Raw genomic sequence first — 14,974 nt, forward strand, 5'->3', positions numbered from 1 at the left:
ACCTAGCGGTCTGGTCGGCACACCTCAACGCGGAAAGGACAACTCGCGATGCCCAATCCCCGTGGTTCTCAGAGGCCTGACGTTGGGGTGGGTGATCGATCCGGGCAGCGAAGACGACTTCGACGATATGGAGGCGCTGCGCACCCGCGCCGCCGCCGAACTGACCGGGGTGTTGCAGGCCACCCTGACGCCGATGCTGAGCGCGGGGTGGGAATTGCGCGGCGATCCAGGGCATGTGGTGCACCTGTCCCGCAGCATCGGCAAGTTCACCTCGATGGTCGATGTGGTCATCGAGCCGTACGTGTGGACGTATTGGAACAAGGACTTCGGCTGGAACAACCGGGTCGGCGAGACGGGGATCCTCGGCTCGCCCACCGCCGGAACGTATCTCCCCGACGACGACCTACCGGCCGCCCGTGAACTCGGCCGACGGTTGGCGTGGTCCGCGAAACACCTCGGCGTACTCCCGGGGCCGACCCCCGCGCGCACCGGCGCCGCGATCGTCGACAAGATCAAGCGCGAACGCACCCGCTCGGGCAAGGGCCTGGTGGTGGCGACCGCCGGCCCGGTCCCGCCGCTGGACGGCGCCCCGCGCGGTGACCTCGAACCCGCCGTGGGTTGGACCCGCGTCCCCGACGAACAGGACCTCGAGGGGACGAGCCGGTTGGTGTCCATCGACCAACGCGCCGCCTACCTGGCCTCGGCAGGGATGCTCGAATTCGGATACGGACAACCCACACATCTGACCGGGGACGCCGCGGCCGCGGCCGCTGCGGGGGACAAGGGTGCCCCGTTCGGGCTGTGGCGGATCACCCTGCCCGCGGGGCAAACGTTGTCGCTGCCCGAGAAGCTGCCCCTGCCGCACCCACACATGCTGGCGGACCAGCCGGTGCAGACGTGGGTCACCTCCGTGAGCCTCGACGGGTTGTGCGCACCGGTCGCGGATGGGGGGATCGGCGCCGACCTCGACGACCTGGACATCACCGAGGCCTGGGTGTACCCGCAGCAGGGCCGGGTGTTGGACAAGTGGGCGAAGATCCTGCGCGAGGCCCGCAAGGTCTCGGTGGACACCGAGGACGTGGCGACGAAACGGTTCCTCGGCTCCTGCTACAAGGGCTACATCGGGCGAATGGTCAACCCGGACATGTGGACTGCCAAGCAGATGCAACATCACCACCAACCGCTCTGGCGGGCGGCGATCATCGCGCACTGCCGGTGGCGCGGCCGCCGGGTGGCGATGCGGATCGCCTGCGAACACGGCCGCTGGCCGGTCCGCACCGTCACCGACTCCTGGGTGTACCTCCTCGCCGACGGCGAGGACATCGCCGACCCGAGTGAGGCGTTAGGGAAGATGTCGGTGGAGAAGGACACACTGCTCACGGAACCACTCCTGTCCGCGTTGGCATCGGCTCAGGATGTGCACGAGGTGAATCTGGCGATCAGGGCGGCATTCGCCGACGACGAGTTCGCCGCCGACGAAGGGGAGGGGGCACTCTGATGGCCCTGCATCTTCCCAAGCCGCGCACCACGAAGCCGGCGCAGCAGGCGGTCGGTCTCGACGGACTCAAGGTCTCGGTCGCCAACGCCGCGACCAGCGGTGTCGAAAAATCAAAACAGGTCAAAAGTGGGGGGCTGGCCGGCCTGACCAGCAAGGTCTCGGTCAAACAACTACGCAAGGAACTCGGCAACGAGGGCCTACGGCAGGCCGCGATCGACGCCGGCCGCACACCCCCCTCCGCGCGGACGTTGCGCCGGTGGACGCAACAAGGCCGGATCCCACACGCCGACGTCCTCGAGCGAGCCCAACGGCGTGCGGCGATCGAACGCCTCGGCGGCATCGACGCGGTGGCCGCGAAGATCGGCCGGTCCCGCTCCGCCGTCTCCCGATACCGGTCCGGGGAAACGAACGAGTTGCGTGCCGACGCCAGCAAGAAACTCAAGAACGTCAAGGCGCAGGACATCATGAAACGCGCCGGAGTGTTGCGGCCCGACGGAACACCGAAAAGAGCGGTCATCCGCGTCAAGGGCGGCGTCATGGTCCGCAACGGCGCCGACGAGGGCTACGACTACCGGGTCCGGACACTGGATTTCGCGAACTCCGACACCCCGTTCACCAATGAGGAATCCCGCGAACTGGCTGCCGCGCTGGCGAATGACGATCACGCCCGGGTCGTGGCACTGCTCGAGCGGCACGCCACCCTCGACTACCCGGAGAACAAGGGTTTCGACAAGTACAGCGACCAGTTCGGATTCCACTTCGACCACATCGAATCCGTCCACATCGACTGGATCTGATCTCAGCCGGACCGAACCACGGGCGGGCAAGTCGTTTCCGCAGGTCAACATCGCGGAATCGGTGCTGTTACGGAAGCCCTGCTATCTCGATTAGCGTTCCTCGCAATACCAGAAGCTCGGTGGGATAGGACAGCAGGAAACCCTTCGACAGACACCTGTCGTCTTCTGCGCTGCGTGAAGAGTGCCTCGATCAGCGCGGTGGCCGATGCGGTCTTCGCCGCGGTTTTCGTGGTCGCGTCGGCGGTGGCGGTGTAGCCGCCGAGGCGCACGGTGGCGGTGAACCGGGGTGCGTGCGCGGGCCCATCGGTGTGGAACCCCCACTCGGGCGGAGCCTGATTGTTGTTCTGAGCGAGACTCATTAACCAGGCGATGGGGTTGGACAGAGCCTTGGACTTCTTCGCCCCGTCCAGATTCAGGGCGACCGGCGCGGTCGTACAGTACGGTTCCGCAGATGGAGCGGGACCGGGATCCTCAAACGCCTGTGGGGGAGTCGTGGGCTGCGGGGATGGCTCGGTGGCGGGCCAGTCCGGTTCCGTGTCGGGGCGGTCGGTGCCGGTCAGCTGCGCGCGCACTGCCGCCCAGATGGCGGCCTGTTCGGCCGGCTTCTTCGCAGCCGCCGTGGCCCACGGTCCGCGAATGCTGCGGTGGGTGGCGCGGGCCGCGAACAGTGGATTGTGGTCGGCACCGTTGCGCCGGATCTCGAGATCGGTGGGCGGTTGATCGGGGTGGGCTTGCCGCCACACCGACGCCACGCTGGGACCCATCTCCGGATGGGTGTCGGCGAGGGTGTCCAGGACGCGGAGCTGAAGGGGAAGCCAGGTCGGGTCGGCGGCGTCGATCAGGACCGCGACGTCCGGGGCTGTCATCAGCTCGGCGTCGACACGGCGGGCGAGCTCGGCGGCGAGTTCGGCCCGAAGCGGTCCATTGGCTTCGGCTTTGAGGACCTTGTGGAATCGACGACTGTCCAGTGCGTTGAGATCGGCGGTGGCCGCCTGCTCGGCGACGATGCGGTGGTCGGCGTGTTTGAAGTGATTCTTCTTCGCCTCCCGGGCGGCGCGGGTGCGCCGGTTCAGGTCCGCGCCGAGGGCAGCGAGTTGCTCGCCGGTGTAGGGGGCGGGGGAGTGGTCGAGGTGCGCGAAGATGATCCGCTGGTTGATCAGGTCGGCCACCCGCCGCAACGGGGAGGTGACATGGGTGTAGGCACTCAACCGGAGACCGTAGTGGCCGTGCACCGTCCGGTCGTAGGTCGCGGCCCGCAGCGTCGACAGCAGTCGTCCTCGCAGTTTCGCGAACAGGTCCGGGTCCCCGGCCGCGGCGGCGATCTCGTGCATCAGTTCGTCGGTGCTGCCGGAGACCGGGTTGGTGCGGTGGTTGCGGAACAGGATCGGCAAACCCTGCTCCACACACCACAACGCCACTGCCTCGTTGGTCGCGATCATCAGCTCCTGCACGATGACGTAGGCGACGGTCCGCAGTTCGGCGGCGATCGCCACGATGGCGCCGTCCTCATTGGCCGCCCAGCCGCGGGTGAGGTCGTAGAACGCCAGCGCCCCGCCGTCGCGGCGGGCGCCGAGCAAGACTTGCGCTGCCGCATCCGCCGCGACCAACTGAGGGTGCAGCGAATTGGCCGGGTCGGTGAGAATCCCGGGGACCTCGGCGTGATCGACCGCCACACACCGGCCCAACGGAATCTCTCCGCGACCGACGGTGACGTCGACCAACTGCCCGTCGGTGGTGAGGGTGCCGGTGACCCGCAGACTGCTGCGCCGGGAATCGGCGGTCAGGGTGGCAGCCTGCTCGGCTGTCTCACCGAGCATCGGAATGGTGCGGCCGCGCAGATATCGGGTTTCCGCCCGCAGGAACGCCTGCTCGTCAGCGACCGACCCCAGTTCTACGACGTCGGCGACGCCGGCGATATGAACTTCGATCGCCCACCCGCGGCCGTCGGGGAGGGGGATGACGGAGAAGGCGTCGTCCCGGTCCCGCGCCGACACCGAGTCGATCATCAGCAGCGTCGACATGTCGGTGACTGTCGAAGATGTCATGGTCGCCGCACCCCCTTGGTTCTACAGGCCTCCGACGATAACCAATCTTCACCGGGCACCGTCAGCGACGCGCCCTTGCAACATCGCCCACGCATCCTCAAAACCGGATTCAGGTACGGTTTGTTCACCGCGGTGAACAACGGACAAAACGGACACCACCCGGTGTCGTCGGCCTGCGTGCCGACCCATCCGGCTGGTGAGCAGAATCGAATCACGCAGTGTGCGTCTTGCGGCAAGCGCTGCGGCTCGAAAAGGTGAGATCGGTATGACTTCTGTTCCTGACCCCACGCCCAACGCTGTCGGGGAACAACAACGGCGGCCCACGTTGACGCCGCGCGAGCTGGAGATCCTCCGCCTGTGGCTGCGGAGTGAATCGAAGACTGTTGCCGCATCCGACCTGGGAATCAGCCTGGGCACGATCAACACCCACCTGATCCGGATCCGAGCGAAGTACGCTGCCGCAGGCCGCCCCGTTGCCGACAAATCTGGATTGTTGATCCGGGCGCTGCAGGATGGGCTGGTGTCTCTCGCTGAGCTCTGACGCGACTGGTCCACGTCCATGCTTCAATAGGGCGCGAGCACTGCAAAGGGCCGACCTGTCGACCTTGTCCAGTGGCCGTTGCCGGGCACTCTCAGCCTGGCGCTTATTCCGCGACGACCGCGGGCGGCGGGCAGCGACGGGTGTTCCGTGACTGGTTCCGCCTGTTCGGCGTGCGGATCGACCGGCTGCGTGGTGTTAGCAGCCTCTCGGGTTCTCAGGGTGTCTCGGATCGCCGGGGCAAGGTTTGGTTATTGAGCCGTGCTGCCCGGGCATTCTCATGGGCGACTATTGCTTCCTGCCAGTCGTGATCGGTCACGGCGGCGTGGCCGCGGGCGACTGGGGGGTGGAACGCCGAGCTGCGCGGCGATCTGGGCCCACGACATGCCCGCCGTGAGGGCCTCGGCCACCGCCCTGGCGAGGAGATCGTCGGTCTGGTCGCCGCCGGAGACGTCGGCGTGACTGTCAGAGTCCACCGGAAGACCCAACCTGGCCCGCTGGATAGGCGCCCATCAATTGATCCATCCCCGTGACTGTATCGGGCGCTTCGGGGGTCGCCGACCGGTCAACGATCATCATCCGGTACTCCGACAGGCGTTCGACGGCGCACCTCTGCTTTACGACTGTGTCACCTGAGCTGAGGCACGCCACGCGCAGAGCTCACCGATCAGGCAAGTGACGGAGTCGGCAGCGCGGTCGATCCAGACGGCGTTCCCATCCCGGACTTCAGGTGCGAAAAGCAGCAAGGGGCTGCGGCTCGACACGGGCCACAGAACGGACTCGTATCCCGAGAGCCAGTCGTGAACTGCCTCGGCAATCACGGAGGTTGCCGTCGCGACGTCCGTCTCGTATGGGAGACCGAAACCGAATCCGCTTGGAATGTCCGGACCGTTGGCCCGGGTCTCGACGGTATTGAGCCCGATCGTCCATGCTGGGATCTCGTCCGTGGTGTCTTCGATTGTCCACATGAGTGAGCTGTACTTGTTGAACTCGGTAAAGCACTGAGTGTCCCGACCGACCGCATGGCACGCCTCGACGAAATGGCGAGGTGCGTCGCTGACATCGTCGGCATTGAGGTTAAGTTGCCACCTAGGCTTTCGCGGAACCTGTGGTTGAGGCCACGCCTGTGTCGCCTGGTACCGCAAGTCTTTCGGAGCTTCTGCGTCGGATTGCTTCCACTCGAAGTCGATCAGATCGCCGACATTCGAAGGCATCTTCGCTCTCGATTGCGGCGGAGGGTAGCCAACAGCCACCCGGGGTCTGGGACGAATCCACGACACCCGATCTCGATTGGCGGTCCCAACTTCGCACGGTTCCGCGGGTTCTCATTTTCACAATCATCCCAGTCCACGGGCCAGCAATTTGCGATTCCCCGCAAGCCGAACTACCAGGGGCCACTTCGGCCTACAGCGCGCCGGCGGACAGGTGTTTCCGTAGCGGATCGTGATCCGGTGTGTTGTGCTCTGCTGGCCACTGCTGTCGAGGAGGCTGGGAATGCAGGCTCCCGACCACTACGAAAGGACCTCTGCAGGCGAGCCAACCGCTGCATGACAGCCACGCTGATCTGAATCAAAGCGTTCCAATTCGGGTCGATCAGTGACACGTACGGCTGGCATAGAGATCGCGCAAGAGCGCGGCCTCGGCGCCATGATGGATCAGTTCGTCCGCGATGCGCAGGACAAACGACCGTCGGGTTGCCGAGCCGTATGGTCCGGCGGCCGGACCGATCGCCGCGGTCAGGTCGACGGATTCGAAGGTGACGAGCTCGCGGAAGGCGGCGTACGCCGAGTCCACCGAGGCCAGGGCATCCTGGGCGCAGTCCGCGCCGCCGTTATCGAGCTTTGCCTCCGGCGGCGTGACTGCGAGCCACGTCCAGTTGCGTGATTGGGTCAGGACTTCAGCGATGTGAAACAACCGCCAGCGAATGGTGATCTTGTCGTCGGCGTCAACCGGCCGCCACGACCACTCCCGATCGGTCAGTCCAGCCATACGGTTCCACAACCGTTCCCAAGTGTGGTCGAGCAGGTCCAGCACATCCTTGTCGGCAGTCTGCATGGTCACCACCCTGCCAGTGCGCGCAGGGGACCGCTCGGCCGTAACCGCTGCCGAAAGAGAACCCCTCAGCTGGGCATAGCACTAGAGGCGCAGCGACCGGCCATCGGCCTTGCTCCTGGTCGGGGATGAGGCGCACGATGATCCCATGACCAAGAAGCGTTGGGGTGACCTCGATCCACGTCTTCGGCAAGCATTCCTCATTGGCGGCGCCTTCGAGACGGGCCTGAAGATCGCCACGTTGATTGATCTTGCCCAGCGTCCTCGTTCGGCCGTCCGGGGCTCGAAGTCCTTGTGGGCACTCGCACTCGCCCTGGTGAACTCGGGTGGGATTTTGCCGGTCATCTATCTGTTGCGCGGGCGCGCCGGATGAAATGCATGTCACTCGTCAGAGCAACCCACTCCACCATCCCATTGACCGTCGGCCGGCATCCCGTTAGGTAATCGGTGAACGGCAGACTATTCAAGTGCGTCGGGCAGCCTGATTGCGCCCTTGAGGTAGTTCTCTTCCGCCCTGCACATAGCATTCGAAGTCCAGTCTTCGGTGATCGTGCTTGGACGACCTACTCGTCGTCCGTGTCGAGTTCGACGCAGTTCCACGTAGCTGTCCTGTCCGGCGGTACGTTCCCGCATTCGGTGAAAGTAGGCGGTCGCGACGGGTCGACCGAATAACCCCCGAGTGGGTTCGGGGTGCGGGTTCCTTCGCGAGTGATAACGGCGCGGCGAAGAACGCGGCCCCGCGTCGTCGGCACAATGTGGTGAAACAATTTCAGGTATCTGTCGTACATCAGACAGCCCGAGATCGCGGTGGGACCCTCTGGTTCTTTCCAGTCCGAGAGCAGCGCGGATACGTGTTCATTGTTGTTGCGGGCTACCCAGTCGTATTCGCCGGGGCGGATGGCGGCGACGCGCTCGACTTGCACGGGGACGTCCCAGCTCACCACTTCTGCCGGCAGCATCTCCGGTCGACACCATGCAGTCGCGGCTTCGATTTGGTCTCCTACGAGCAGACGCTCGTTTCCGGGTTCGACGTCGACCAGCATCCAGATCCTCACGCCCATCATCATGAACCGTTTGCACCCCGTTCCGTGGTGCCTCAGTCCGAGTGACCCAGTGCCGGTGGAGGAACCAGAGGGCGACCGCCTCCTCAGTGGCGATCATCAGCTCCTGCACGATGAGGTAGGCGACGGTCCGCAGGTTCGGCGATCGGCACGATGGCCTCGTCCTCGGGGCCGCCCAGCCGCGGGTGAGGTCGTAGAACGTGAGGGCGTCGCCGTCGCGGCGAGCGGTCAGCAAGACCTGCGCGGCGGCCAGGTGGCGGTGCAGCGGATTCACGATGTCCGTGATGGGCAGCGGGCGCCTACTCGACCTTTAGAACCAGTGACGGCGGCCACCGACGGCGCGGCCGGTGGCCCCGAGCAGCGCGAGGATGACTCCGATGACCAGCAGGATGATCCCGATGGTCCAGAGGATCGAGATGCCCGCCACGAATCCGATCACGAGCAGAATCAGTCCGAGAATGATCACGATGAACCTCGTCCCGGCGCGGTGCGCGCCCTTCATCCGCGTTTACCCGTTCGCCCTAATCGGAAAACAGATGGTCGACAGCGAGATCGCCGGGTTGGCCGTGACGAGGGTGTACCCCAATGCCCGGCAGGGGTCACTCATGGTTGTTCGGGTCACTGCAAGAAACGCAATCTTCCTGCGGGCGCCGGATACGAGGAGGGGCCGGTGGGTGATCAGCGGCTGTAGGCGACCAGGGTGGTCCACATCGTCTGCACCGGGGTGTCGTGCTGGTCGAGCATGATCGTCTTTGTGACCATGATGTCGTTGCCGGCGGCGTGGCGGAACGAATCGAGAAAGACGTCGCAGATCAGGCGGTCGCCCACCGCGATGGGGCGGTGGAACTGCAGGCGTTGATCGGTGTGCAGGATCTCGGCGGGGTCGTAGCCGGTGAGGACTTCGCCGAACAGGTGCTGCTGCGCGATCATCGCCACGATGGACCCGAACGTGAGCGGGGCGATCAGGCCGTCATAGCCCAGGCCGACGGCGGCGTCCTCGCTCCGGTACGCCGGATGGGGGTCTTGCAGGGATTCGGCGAACTCGCGGATCTTCTCGCGGCCGACCTCGTAGAAGTCGGTGACCCGGTAGTGATGACCGACCAGGCCCGCCGTCCGCTGCGCCCGGGTCGTCCTGGTGTCGTCGAGGATGGTGGCCACCGAGGGAGAACCTACCGGTTCGTATGTGCGCTGCCTTCCCATTCCTGGATGGCGCGCGTGTCGGATGGATGCGTGCGGCAACGGATCCCACCGCCCACGACCGGCGGTGGGCTGATGGGGGCCGGTTGTTCTCCCGGCCGCGGCCGGGATGGGAGTCGGAGTGGAGTGAATTGTGAGCAATCGAGAGGTACGAGGTGCATGGCCGGCACCGTCCTTGGAACGCACCCGACTACATAAGTTGTGGCATCTCTGCCTCCTGCGTCTCCCGTGCCCGACCTCGTACAGAAGATTTCGTGGTGGCAGTTACGGTCACCTGGTGGAGAAACCGCACCGCAACAACCCGGAGGACCGGCGCGGGCAACCCAGCGACGACCCCGCCGACCCTGACCTCGCCGCCTTCGGGGAGCAGGCAGACGACTTCATCGCCCGAGCGATAACGGACGCGTTGGCCGAGGGCATGTCGTGGGCACAGATCGGCGCCCGGCTCGGGGTCCCATCGCCAGCCCCGGACCACGACGATGAAGTGAGCGACCGGGACTGGCAGGAGGCAATTGTCGCCCACGAGAACGCTCGGGCGGCGCGGCGCAGATACGACCGACACCGGACGACACCGACCGCCTCGACGAGGACGAATACCGCGACAAGGAAACCCAGCAACGGGCCGAAAGCCATATCCCCGAATCCGACTCCATCCTCTTCCTCGAAGTGAACGTCACCGACTCCTCCGACTTCAGCACCGACCTCGTCGTCCACGGCCGTCAACGCGGCAAATACCGGATTCTGTGGGTCGACAGTCCCGCGATCCCCAACACAATTGCCGCCGTCCTGCTTCGAATCCGGGACATCACCGGCGTCAACCCGGATGTGTACTTCGAATGGACCGAAGGCAACCCGCTCGTCAACCTGCTCCGGTTCCTGTTCATCGGCGAAGGGGAAGTCGCCCCGGTAGCCCGAGAAGTACTCCGGCGAGCAGAGCCGAATCGGCAGCAGCGACCGCACGTGCATGTCGGTTGAGGTTCTGTAAACCCGGAGAACCGGGCGCATCAACGTTTCGAAACCCTGGCCCTGACGAACAGGGACCTCCAGGTTCCTCGCGGGGCGCTCTCTGTCACTGTCCTAAGGCTGCTGCTGACAAGACCATGCGTGTTGCGGCGACCGCTGGAATCCGCCAAATTTTGCTTGGGTTCGTGAGGTGACGTGCCACCGTCCTCGGACGAGGTCCCCGGCGCGCGAGCATTTAGGATCGGGCGATGCCCCGGCTTTCCGCAGACGTCCGCCGCACCCAATTGCTCGAGGCGGCCCTCGCCGTCGCCGAGGACCGCGGAATCGGGGACGTGTCTCTGCGCCGGGTTGCCGGGGCCGCCGGAGTGTCCCTCGGGTTGCTGCACTACCGGTTCGCCGACAAGGCGAGCTCATCACGGCGATGGCCGATGCCCTGATCGGACAGATCAGCGACGGTTTGCGGCTGGCGTTCGGACAGATCGCTGGCGCTCCTCACCGCCCCGGCGTGGCCGGGCTGAGGCGGGTGCTGCAGACCGGGATCGGGGCCCTGGTACCGATTCTCGAATCCACCGCCGGACGGCAACTACTCACCTACGAGATCACCACCACGGCGCTCCGCCGCCGCGACACCGGAGACAGCGCGGGCGGGCAGATCGCCGACCGCCAATACCGCACCATGGATACCGAAGCAGTCGAGTTCCTCCGCCGGTGCGCAGAGCGGACCGACACCACCTGGCGCATCCCCGTCGCCGTCGTCGCCCGCTCCGCCCTGGCCGGGTTGGATGGGCTGGTGCTGCGGTGGCTGGTCGACCGGGATACCGATGCCCTGATCACCGGCCTCGACGACCTCACCGCAATGATCACCGTTAACGCGATCGCATCCCCCACCGATGCAACACAGGCGGTCCGTCCTGGTCCCTCCATCGTTGATGGTCAAGTCCCAGATCTAGTGCGGCACCGGCGGATATCGCCGCATCCTCCCGGTCCTCCACAACCATGAGCCCGGTCGGACCTGCTTCATGGCGGGACTGCTCGCTGGCTCGTCGAACCTTCTGCCTGCCACCGCCGCCACGCGGCGAGAAACCCGCGACCAGGATGTGTAGCCGCCGGACGGAACTGAATCGAGCGTTGTCCATAGACGACCTGGCCGGGGGCAGGTCGCTGATGTGACGCGGACAATGGAAGCAGGGCAACCCAGCACCGGCCGAAAGGCGAACCGATGAATCGGGCGGAAACCGCGGTCCGCCGGATCGACCGCTTCCAGCAACGGCACGCGATCCTCGCCGTGCCATTCGCCGTAGTGCAGAAGTTCGGCAACGACCAGGCCGGCGGCAAGGCCACCATCATCGCCTTCTACGGGCTGTTCGCCGTCTTCCCCCTCCTGCTGCTGTTCTCCACGGTCCTCGGGTTCGTCCTCGCCGGACACCCCGACCTCGAACAACGCATGATCAACTCCGTCCTGGCCGACTTCCCCATCCTCGGCACCCAACTCCGCAGCTCCACCCACCCGCTGCGAGGCAACGGCTGGGCCCTCGTCCTCGGTGTGCTCGGCGCCCTCTACGGGGCCCAGGGCATCGGGCAGGCCGCGCAGAACGCGATGAACACGGTGTGGAACGTGCCGTTCAAGGACTGGCCCGGGTTCGTCGGCCGCCGGGTGCGGGGACTGACGATCCTGGTGCTCCTGGGAATCGGGATCCTGGTCTCGACCACCCTGATCGGATACGCACCCCGCTTCGGTCCCCTGTCCGACGCCTGGGCCTCGGCCGCCGCTGCCGGGGTCAACTTCCTCGTCTTCCTCGTCTGCTTCACCGTCCTGACCTCGGCGACCGTGCGAGTACGCGACGTGGCCGTCGGGGCGGTGTTCGCCACTGTGTTCTGGGAAATCCTGCAACGCATCGGGGACTGGTTCGTCCGCTACACCATCAGCCACTCCACCGACGTGTACGGATTCTTCGCCATCGTCCTGGGCCTGCTGTCGTGGCTGTATCTCGGCGCCCGGCTGACCCTGCTCGCCGCCGAGATCAACGTTGTACTGCGCTACCGGCTCTGGCCCCGATCGATGACCCAACCCCCGTTCACCCCGCAGGACAAGACCGCGATGGTCCGACTGGCGAAGATGGAAGAACGACGCCCCGAGGAAACCGTCGACGTCGCATTTACCCCCGAAGCCGACCGTCGACCACTCGACGAACCAGGCAAGACCAAACCCGCCCCCAACCGACCCCAGCGACCCCCTCCCTGAACACCCGACAGAGCACCGACACCCAGAGCGTTACCCAGGCCATCACCAACTGGGTTGGTGGTCGACGGGGAAGGCCACACGCTCGGACGACAGGCACAGTCATCTCTGCGATAAGTCCAGTTATCGCACCGTCCCAAAGCCGTCCCCAGCGTCGGACACCAGTTCTCCGTCAACCTCTTTCGGTGCGGACGAGGTTCGCAAGCAGATCGGCGAGGAGTTTGTCGGCTTCGTCTTCGATGCCGGTGAGGATGTCGGTGACATCCTCAAGGTGGGTGTGGGCGTTTCGGCGGGCGGCGATGCCGCGGTCGTAGTAGCCCTGGTCGAGTTCGACATCGACCACGTCCGGGTCCGGCGCGTTCTCGTGTGATGGCGTCGAGGGCGGCCTGCCTGGAAAGACAAGCAGCGGTCGTGCTCTACGTGCTCGCGACAGACGCCATGCATCACTGAACCCACCTCGGCAGTACCACAGCATCGTCTGGGCCAAGGACGAGTCCAGCCAGTAGGTCGCCAGTAGTCACTGCAGCAGTGACTACGGGCTCAGGTGCTGTCGAGGCGGGGGAAGACGGTTTCCTCGACGAGCAGGTGGATGGCGGCGGCGATTGGGATGGCGACGAGGGCGCCGACGATCCCGAGCAGGGTGCCACCGATGAGAACGGCGACGACGGTCGTCAGGGCCGGGATCTTCACCGTTCGACCGATGATCCGGGGGACGAGAAGGTAGTCCTCGGCGAGGCGGAAGGCAACGAAGAAGATCACCGTGGCGATGCAGACGGGCAGGGACACCGTCAACGCGACTGCGGCAACGACGATACCGGCGATGGTCGACCCCACGACCGGAACGAGATCGAAGAGGGCGACGAACACACCGAGGAACAGTGCATAGGGCACGTTGAACGCGAGGAGCCAGATCGCGGTCGCGGTGCCGGCGATCACCGAGATCAGCACGTTACCGAGGACGTAGGCACCGACCTTCGCGAAGATTTGATCGCCGATGAGGATGGCCCGCGGCCGGCGCGAATGGGGGATCAGCCGGTACCCGGTGGTGCGGATAGCGGGCAGATTAGCCAGAAAATAGACGGTCAACACCGCCAGAATGAGGAACTTGCCCAGCGCGTCGAAGATCGCGGCGCCGGCGCTGACGGTTTCGTTGACGATGGTCTGGCCGCTGCCGTTCACGGCACTGGTGAGCCGGTCTTGCAGGTGATAGCGGTCGTTGAGTTTGCCCACCATGCTGGAGTGGTCCTGGAGTTGGTTCAGGTAGTCCGGTGCTCGGTCGATCAATTGTTCGGTTTGGGTTACCAGTGGGGGGATCGCGACCGCGAAGAAGCCCGCCGTGAACGCGAGCGCGACGGTGAAGACGACGGTCACCGCCAGCCAGCGTGGCAGGTTGTGGTCGACCAGCCAGGAGGTGATGGGGTCGAGTCCCAGGGCGAGGAACAGTGCCAACCCGATCAGGATGAGGATCGACTGTGCGGTGATGAGCAGGTGCACGAGACCGTATGTCAGGGCGACCCCGGCGGCGCCGGTGGCGCCGATGAAGAAGGGGGAGCGCCGGTTGAATCGGGCGCCTGGGCTACCGAGGGGTTGGTCGGGGGTGCTGATCCGGGCGGCGATGGCTTCGGCTGCGGGGACCGGATCGGTGTTTTCCGACCCCTCTGGGTTTGTTGGTGGGTGGGGTCGGCGGTCGGCATCGTCGGGGGAGCCGAGCCCGGGCAGCGTGGGCATGACTTCCTGATCCTCCTCGAAGTGGGCGCCGCTTGCGAGCCTCGACGCGGCCGGCGGGCGGGTGCTGATCGAGTGCCGGGAAGCCGGTCGCGGCGAGGTCAGGTGCGGGTGTTGCGGTTGAGCCAGCCCCACCCGGCGGTCAAGGCGAACAGCACAATCCCGATGACCGCAAGCCACAAAAATCCTTTGACCACGAGGCCGAGGACGACGAACACCAACCACACCACCAGTAGAAAACCGATGAGAGCGAGCATCAGTTCATCATCGCACCCCTGGGCAGGCGCTGCACCGGGGCATTCCGCGACGCCTATGCCCGAGGTGCGGCGGCGGTGCTGGAGTTCGACGACCGCTCCCTTAGTGGGTGCTGCAGTCCGGTGCATCGGCATGTGCTGGGTGGTCACCGCTCCGGATTGGCATCGACGTTGGGTTGACCCGGTGATGTCCGATTTCCGGCCTCGCGGGTTGAGGTGGTGGTGTACCGCGTCGAGTTCGTCGATGTGCTGGGAGTTATGAGGATCGCAAACGGTGGTTCGCATGAGCATGCCGACGCTCGTCCTGCACGCTCGCATAGGCGGACAATGGATCTTGACACAGTCGCGAGGCTTCACTCTTTCTTGCAAAGGAACACCGATGACTGACACCGCCGTCGCTGTAGCAGCCCTCCAAGTGACCGAGTACTGGGTGGTCGAAGTGGACCGCCACGATGGGGCGTGTTGCACATTCGGTCCGTTCACTGCCGAGGCGGCTTGGGCCAGAATGGAACACCGGAGCGCGCCTACCAGGTTCGCCGCCGTCGTAGGGAAGAGATGAGCGTCACGGACAGCGCTCGGATGGGCGAGAATGCGTCCAGGGAAGG

General features: G+C 65.5%; 19 protein-coding genes and 2 pseudogenes. 10 read left to right on the plus strand and 11 right to left on the minus strand.

Annotated elements, in window-relative coordinates:
• Nucleotides 1-61: 61 nt before the first annotated feature.
• Both GO592_RS36375 and GO592_RS36380 read left to right on the plus strand, forming a co-directional pair.
• Nucleotides 62-1,498 (plus strand): hypothetical protein, encoded by a 1,437-nt coding sequence (locus tag GO592_RS36375; RefSeq protein ID WP_011599353.1) that lies wholly within the window; start codon nt 62-64, stop codon nt 1,496-1,498.
• The gene (locus GO592_RS36380; protein ID WP_007299995.1) at nt 1,498-2,295 is read left to right on the plus strand and encodes a hypothetical protein; all 798 of its coding nucleotides are present in this window, start codon (nt 1,498-1,500) and stop codon (nt 2,293-2,295) included. Before GO592_RS36375 ends, GO592_RS36380 begins: the two co-directional genes overlap by 1 nt.
• A gap of 44 nt (nt 2,296-2,339) precedes the next feature.
• Here the strand turns inward: GO592_RS36380 and GO592_RS36385 are convergent, their stop codons facing one another.
• A complete protein-coding gene (locus tag GO592_RS36385; RefSeq protein WP_011599352.1) occupies nt 2,340-4,340 on the minus strand; it encodes an RNB domain-containing ribonuclease in 2,001 nt (666 codons plus the stop codon).
• A gap of 265 nt (nt 4,341-4,605) precedes the next feature.
• Here GO592_RS36385 and GO592_RS36390 point away from each other — a divergent pair, with 265 nt between their 5' ends.
• Nucleotides 4,606-4,881 (plus strand): LuxR C-terminal-related transcriptional regulator, encoded by a 276-nt coding sequence (locus GO592_RS36390; RefSeq protein ID WP_007299993.1) that lies wholly within the window; start codon nt 4,606-4,608, stop codon nt 4,879-4,881.
• A 275-nt stretch (nt 4,882-5,156) separates the two neighbouring features.
• On the opposite strand, the gene GO592_RS36395 is transcribed toward GO592_RS36390, so the two are convergent.
• The 3 genes from GO592_RS36395 to GO592_RS36405 all read right to left on the minus strand — a co-directional run bounded on the left by GO592_RS36395 (nt 5,157) and on the right by GO592_RS36405 (nt 6,933).
• Complete coding sequence (locus tag GO592_RS36395) at nt 5,157-5,354, minus strand: hypothetical protein (RefSeq protein ID WP_237720586.1); 198 nt, start codon at nt 5,352-5,354, stop codon at nt 5,157-5,159.
• Between the two features lie 141 nt (nt 5,355-5,495).
• Nucleotides 5,496-6,092: a hypothetical protein gene (locus tag GO592_RS36400; RefSeq protein WP_007299992.1), complete on the minus strand. Its 597-nt coding sequence runs from the start codon at nt 6,090-6,092 to the stop codon at nt 5,496-5,498.
• 379 nt (nt 6,093-6,471) lie between these two features.
• The gene (locus GO592_RS36405; protein ID WP_007299991.1) at nt 6,472-6,933 is read right to left on the minus strand and encodes a DinB family protein; all 462 of its coding nucleotides are present in this window, start codon (nt 6,931-6,933) and stop codon (nt 6,472-6,474) included.
• A 145-nt stretch (nt 6,934-7,078) separates the two neighbouring features.
• Between GO592_RS36405 and GO592_RS36410 the strand changes: the two genes are divergently transcribed.
• A complete protein-coding gene (locus GO592_RS36410; RefSeq protein ID WP_007299990.1) occupies nt 7,079-7,303 on the plus strand; it encodes a DUF5652 family protein in 225 nt (74 codons plus the stop codon).
• Between the two features lie 190 nt (nt 7,304-7,493).
• Here the strand turns inward: GO592_RS36410 and GO592_RS36415 are convergent, their stop codons facing one another.
• From GO592_RS36415 to hadA, 4 genes and pseudogenes are all read right to left on the minus strand, one after another.
• On the minus strand, nt 7,494-7,973 hold the full coding sequence (locus tag GO592_RS36415; RefSeq protein ID WP_007299989.1) for a hypothetical protein: 480 nt from the start codon (nt 7,971-7,973) through the stop codon (nt 7,494-7,496).
• An 85-nt stretch (nt 7,974-8,058) separates the two neighbouring features.
• Nucleotides 8,059-8,277, minus strand: a pseudogene (locus GO592_RS46750) (RNB domain-containing ribonuclease); the annotation flags it as partial.
• A gap of 24 nt (nt 8,278-8,301) precedes the next feature.
• Entirely contained in the window at nt 8,302-8,457 is a 156-nt protein-coding gene (locus GO592_RS36420) for a DUF6131 family protein (RefSeq protein WP_007296776.1), read from the minus strand.
• Nucleotides 8,458-8,669: 212 nt separating this feature from the next.
• The gene (gene hadA / locus GO592_RS36425; RefSeq protein WP_007299988.1) at nt 8,670-9,149 is read right to left on the minus strand and encodes a (3R)-hydroxyacyl-ACP dehydratase subunit HadA; all 480 of its coding nucleotides are present in this window, start codon (nt 9,147-9,149) and stop codon (nt 8,670-8,672) included.
• Nucleotides 9,150-9,465: 316 nt separating this feature from the next.
• On the opposite strand from hadA, the gene GO592_RS36430 reads away from it, so the two are divergent.
• From GO592_RS36430 to GO592_RS36445, 5 genes and pseudogenes are all read left to right on the plus strand, one after another.
• Nucleotides 9,466-9,858, plus strand: a complete 393-nt coding sequence (locus tag GO592_RS36430; protein WP_007299987.1) for a hypothetical protein — start codon at nt 9,466-9,468, stop codon at nt 9,856-9,858.
• A pseudogene (locus tag GO592_RS36435) lies at nt 9,768-10,163 on the plus strand (amino acid transporter); the annotation flags it as partial. The gene GO592_RS36430 and the pseudogene GO592_RS36435, both read left to right, overlap by 91 nt.
• A 236-nt stretch (nt 10,164-10,399) precedes the next feature.
• Nucleotides 10,400-10,588: a TetR family transcriptional regulator gene (locus GO592_RS45065; RefSeq protein WP_237727061.1), complete on the plus strand. Its 189-nt coding sequence runs from the start codon at nt 10,400-10,402 to the stop codon at nt 10,586-10,588.
• On the plus strand, nt 10,573-11,151 hold the full coding sequence (locus tag GO592_RS36440; RefSeq protein ID WP_237720587.1) for a hypothetical protein: 579 nt from the start codon (nt 10,573-10,575) through the stop codon (nt 11,149-11,151). The genes GO592_RS45065 and GO592_RS36440 overlap by 16 nt, the downstream gene beginning before the upstream one ends.
• Before the next feature lie 219 nt (nt 11,152-11,370).
• Complete coding sequence (locus tag GO592_RS36445; RefSeq protein WP_007299985.1) at nt 11,371-12,393, plus strand: YihY/virulence factor BrkB family protein; 1,023 nt, start codon at nt 11,371-11,373, stop codon at nt 12,391-12,393.
• A gap of 169 nt (nt 12,394-12,562) precedes the next feature.
• Here GO592_RS36445 and GO592_RS36450 read toward each other — a convergent pair whose 3' ends face one another.
• The 3 genes from GO592_RS36450 to GO592_RS45070 form a co-directional block, all read right to left on the minus strand.
• Complete coding sequence (locus tag GO592_RS36450; RefSeq protein WP_007299984.1) at nt 12,563-12,733, minus strand: hypothetical protein; 171 nt, start codon at nt 12,731-12,733, stop codon at nt 12,563-12,565.
• Between the two features lie 197 nt (nt 12,734-12,930).
• Nucleotides 12,931-14,118, minus strand: coding sequence for an AI-2E family transporter (locus tag GO592_RS36455; protein ID WP_007299983.1), 1,188 nt, complete (start codon nt 14,116-14,118; stop codon nt 12,931-12,933).
• A 98-nt stretch (nt 14,119-14,216) separates the two neighbouring features.
• Nucleotides 14,217-14,372 carry a hypothetical protein gene (locus tag GO592_RS45070; RefSeq protein WP_039952642.1) on the minus strand — a complete coding sequence of 52 codons (156 nt, stop codon included), beginning with the start codon at nt 14,370-14,372 and terminating at the stop codon, nt 14,217-14,219.
• A 376-nt stretch (nt 14,373-14,748) separates the two neighbouring features.
• Between GO592_RS45070 and GO592_RS36465 the strand changes: the two genes are divergently transcribed.
• Nucleotides 14,749-14,928: a hypothetical protein gene (locus GO592_RS36465; RefSeq protein ID WP_007299981.1), complete on the plus strand. Its 180-nt coding sequence runs from the start codon at nt 14,749-14,751 to the stop codon at nt 14,926-14,928.
• Nucleotides 14,929-14,974 lie beyond the last annotated feature (46 nt).

Source organism: Rhodococcus sp. 21391, from assembly GCF_016772255.1.
Classification (GTDB): domain Bacteria; phylum Actinomycetota; class Actinomycetes; order Mycobacteriales; family Mycobacteriaceae; genus Rhodococcus_F; species Rhodococcus_F opacus.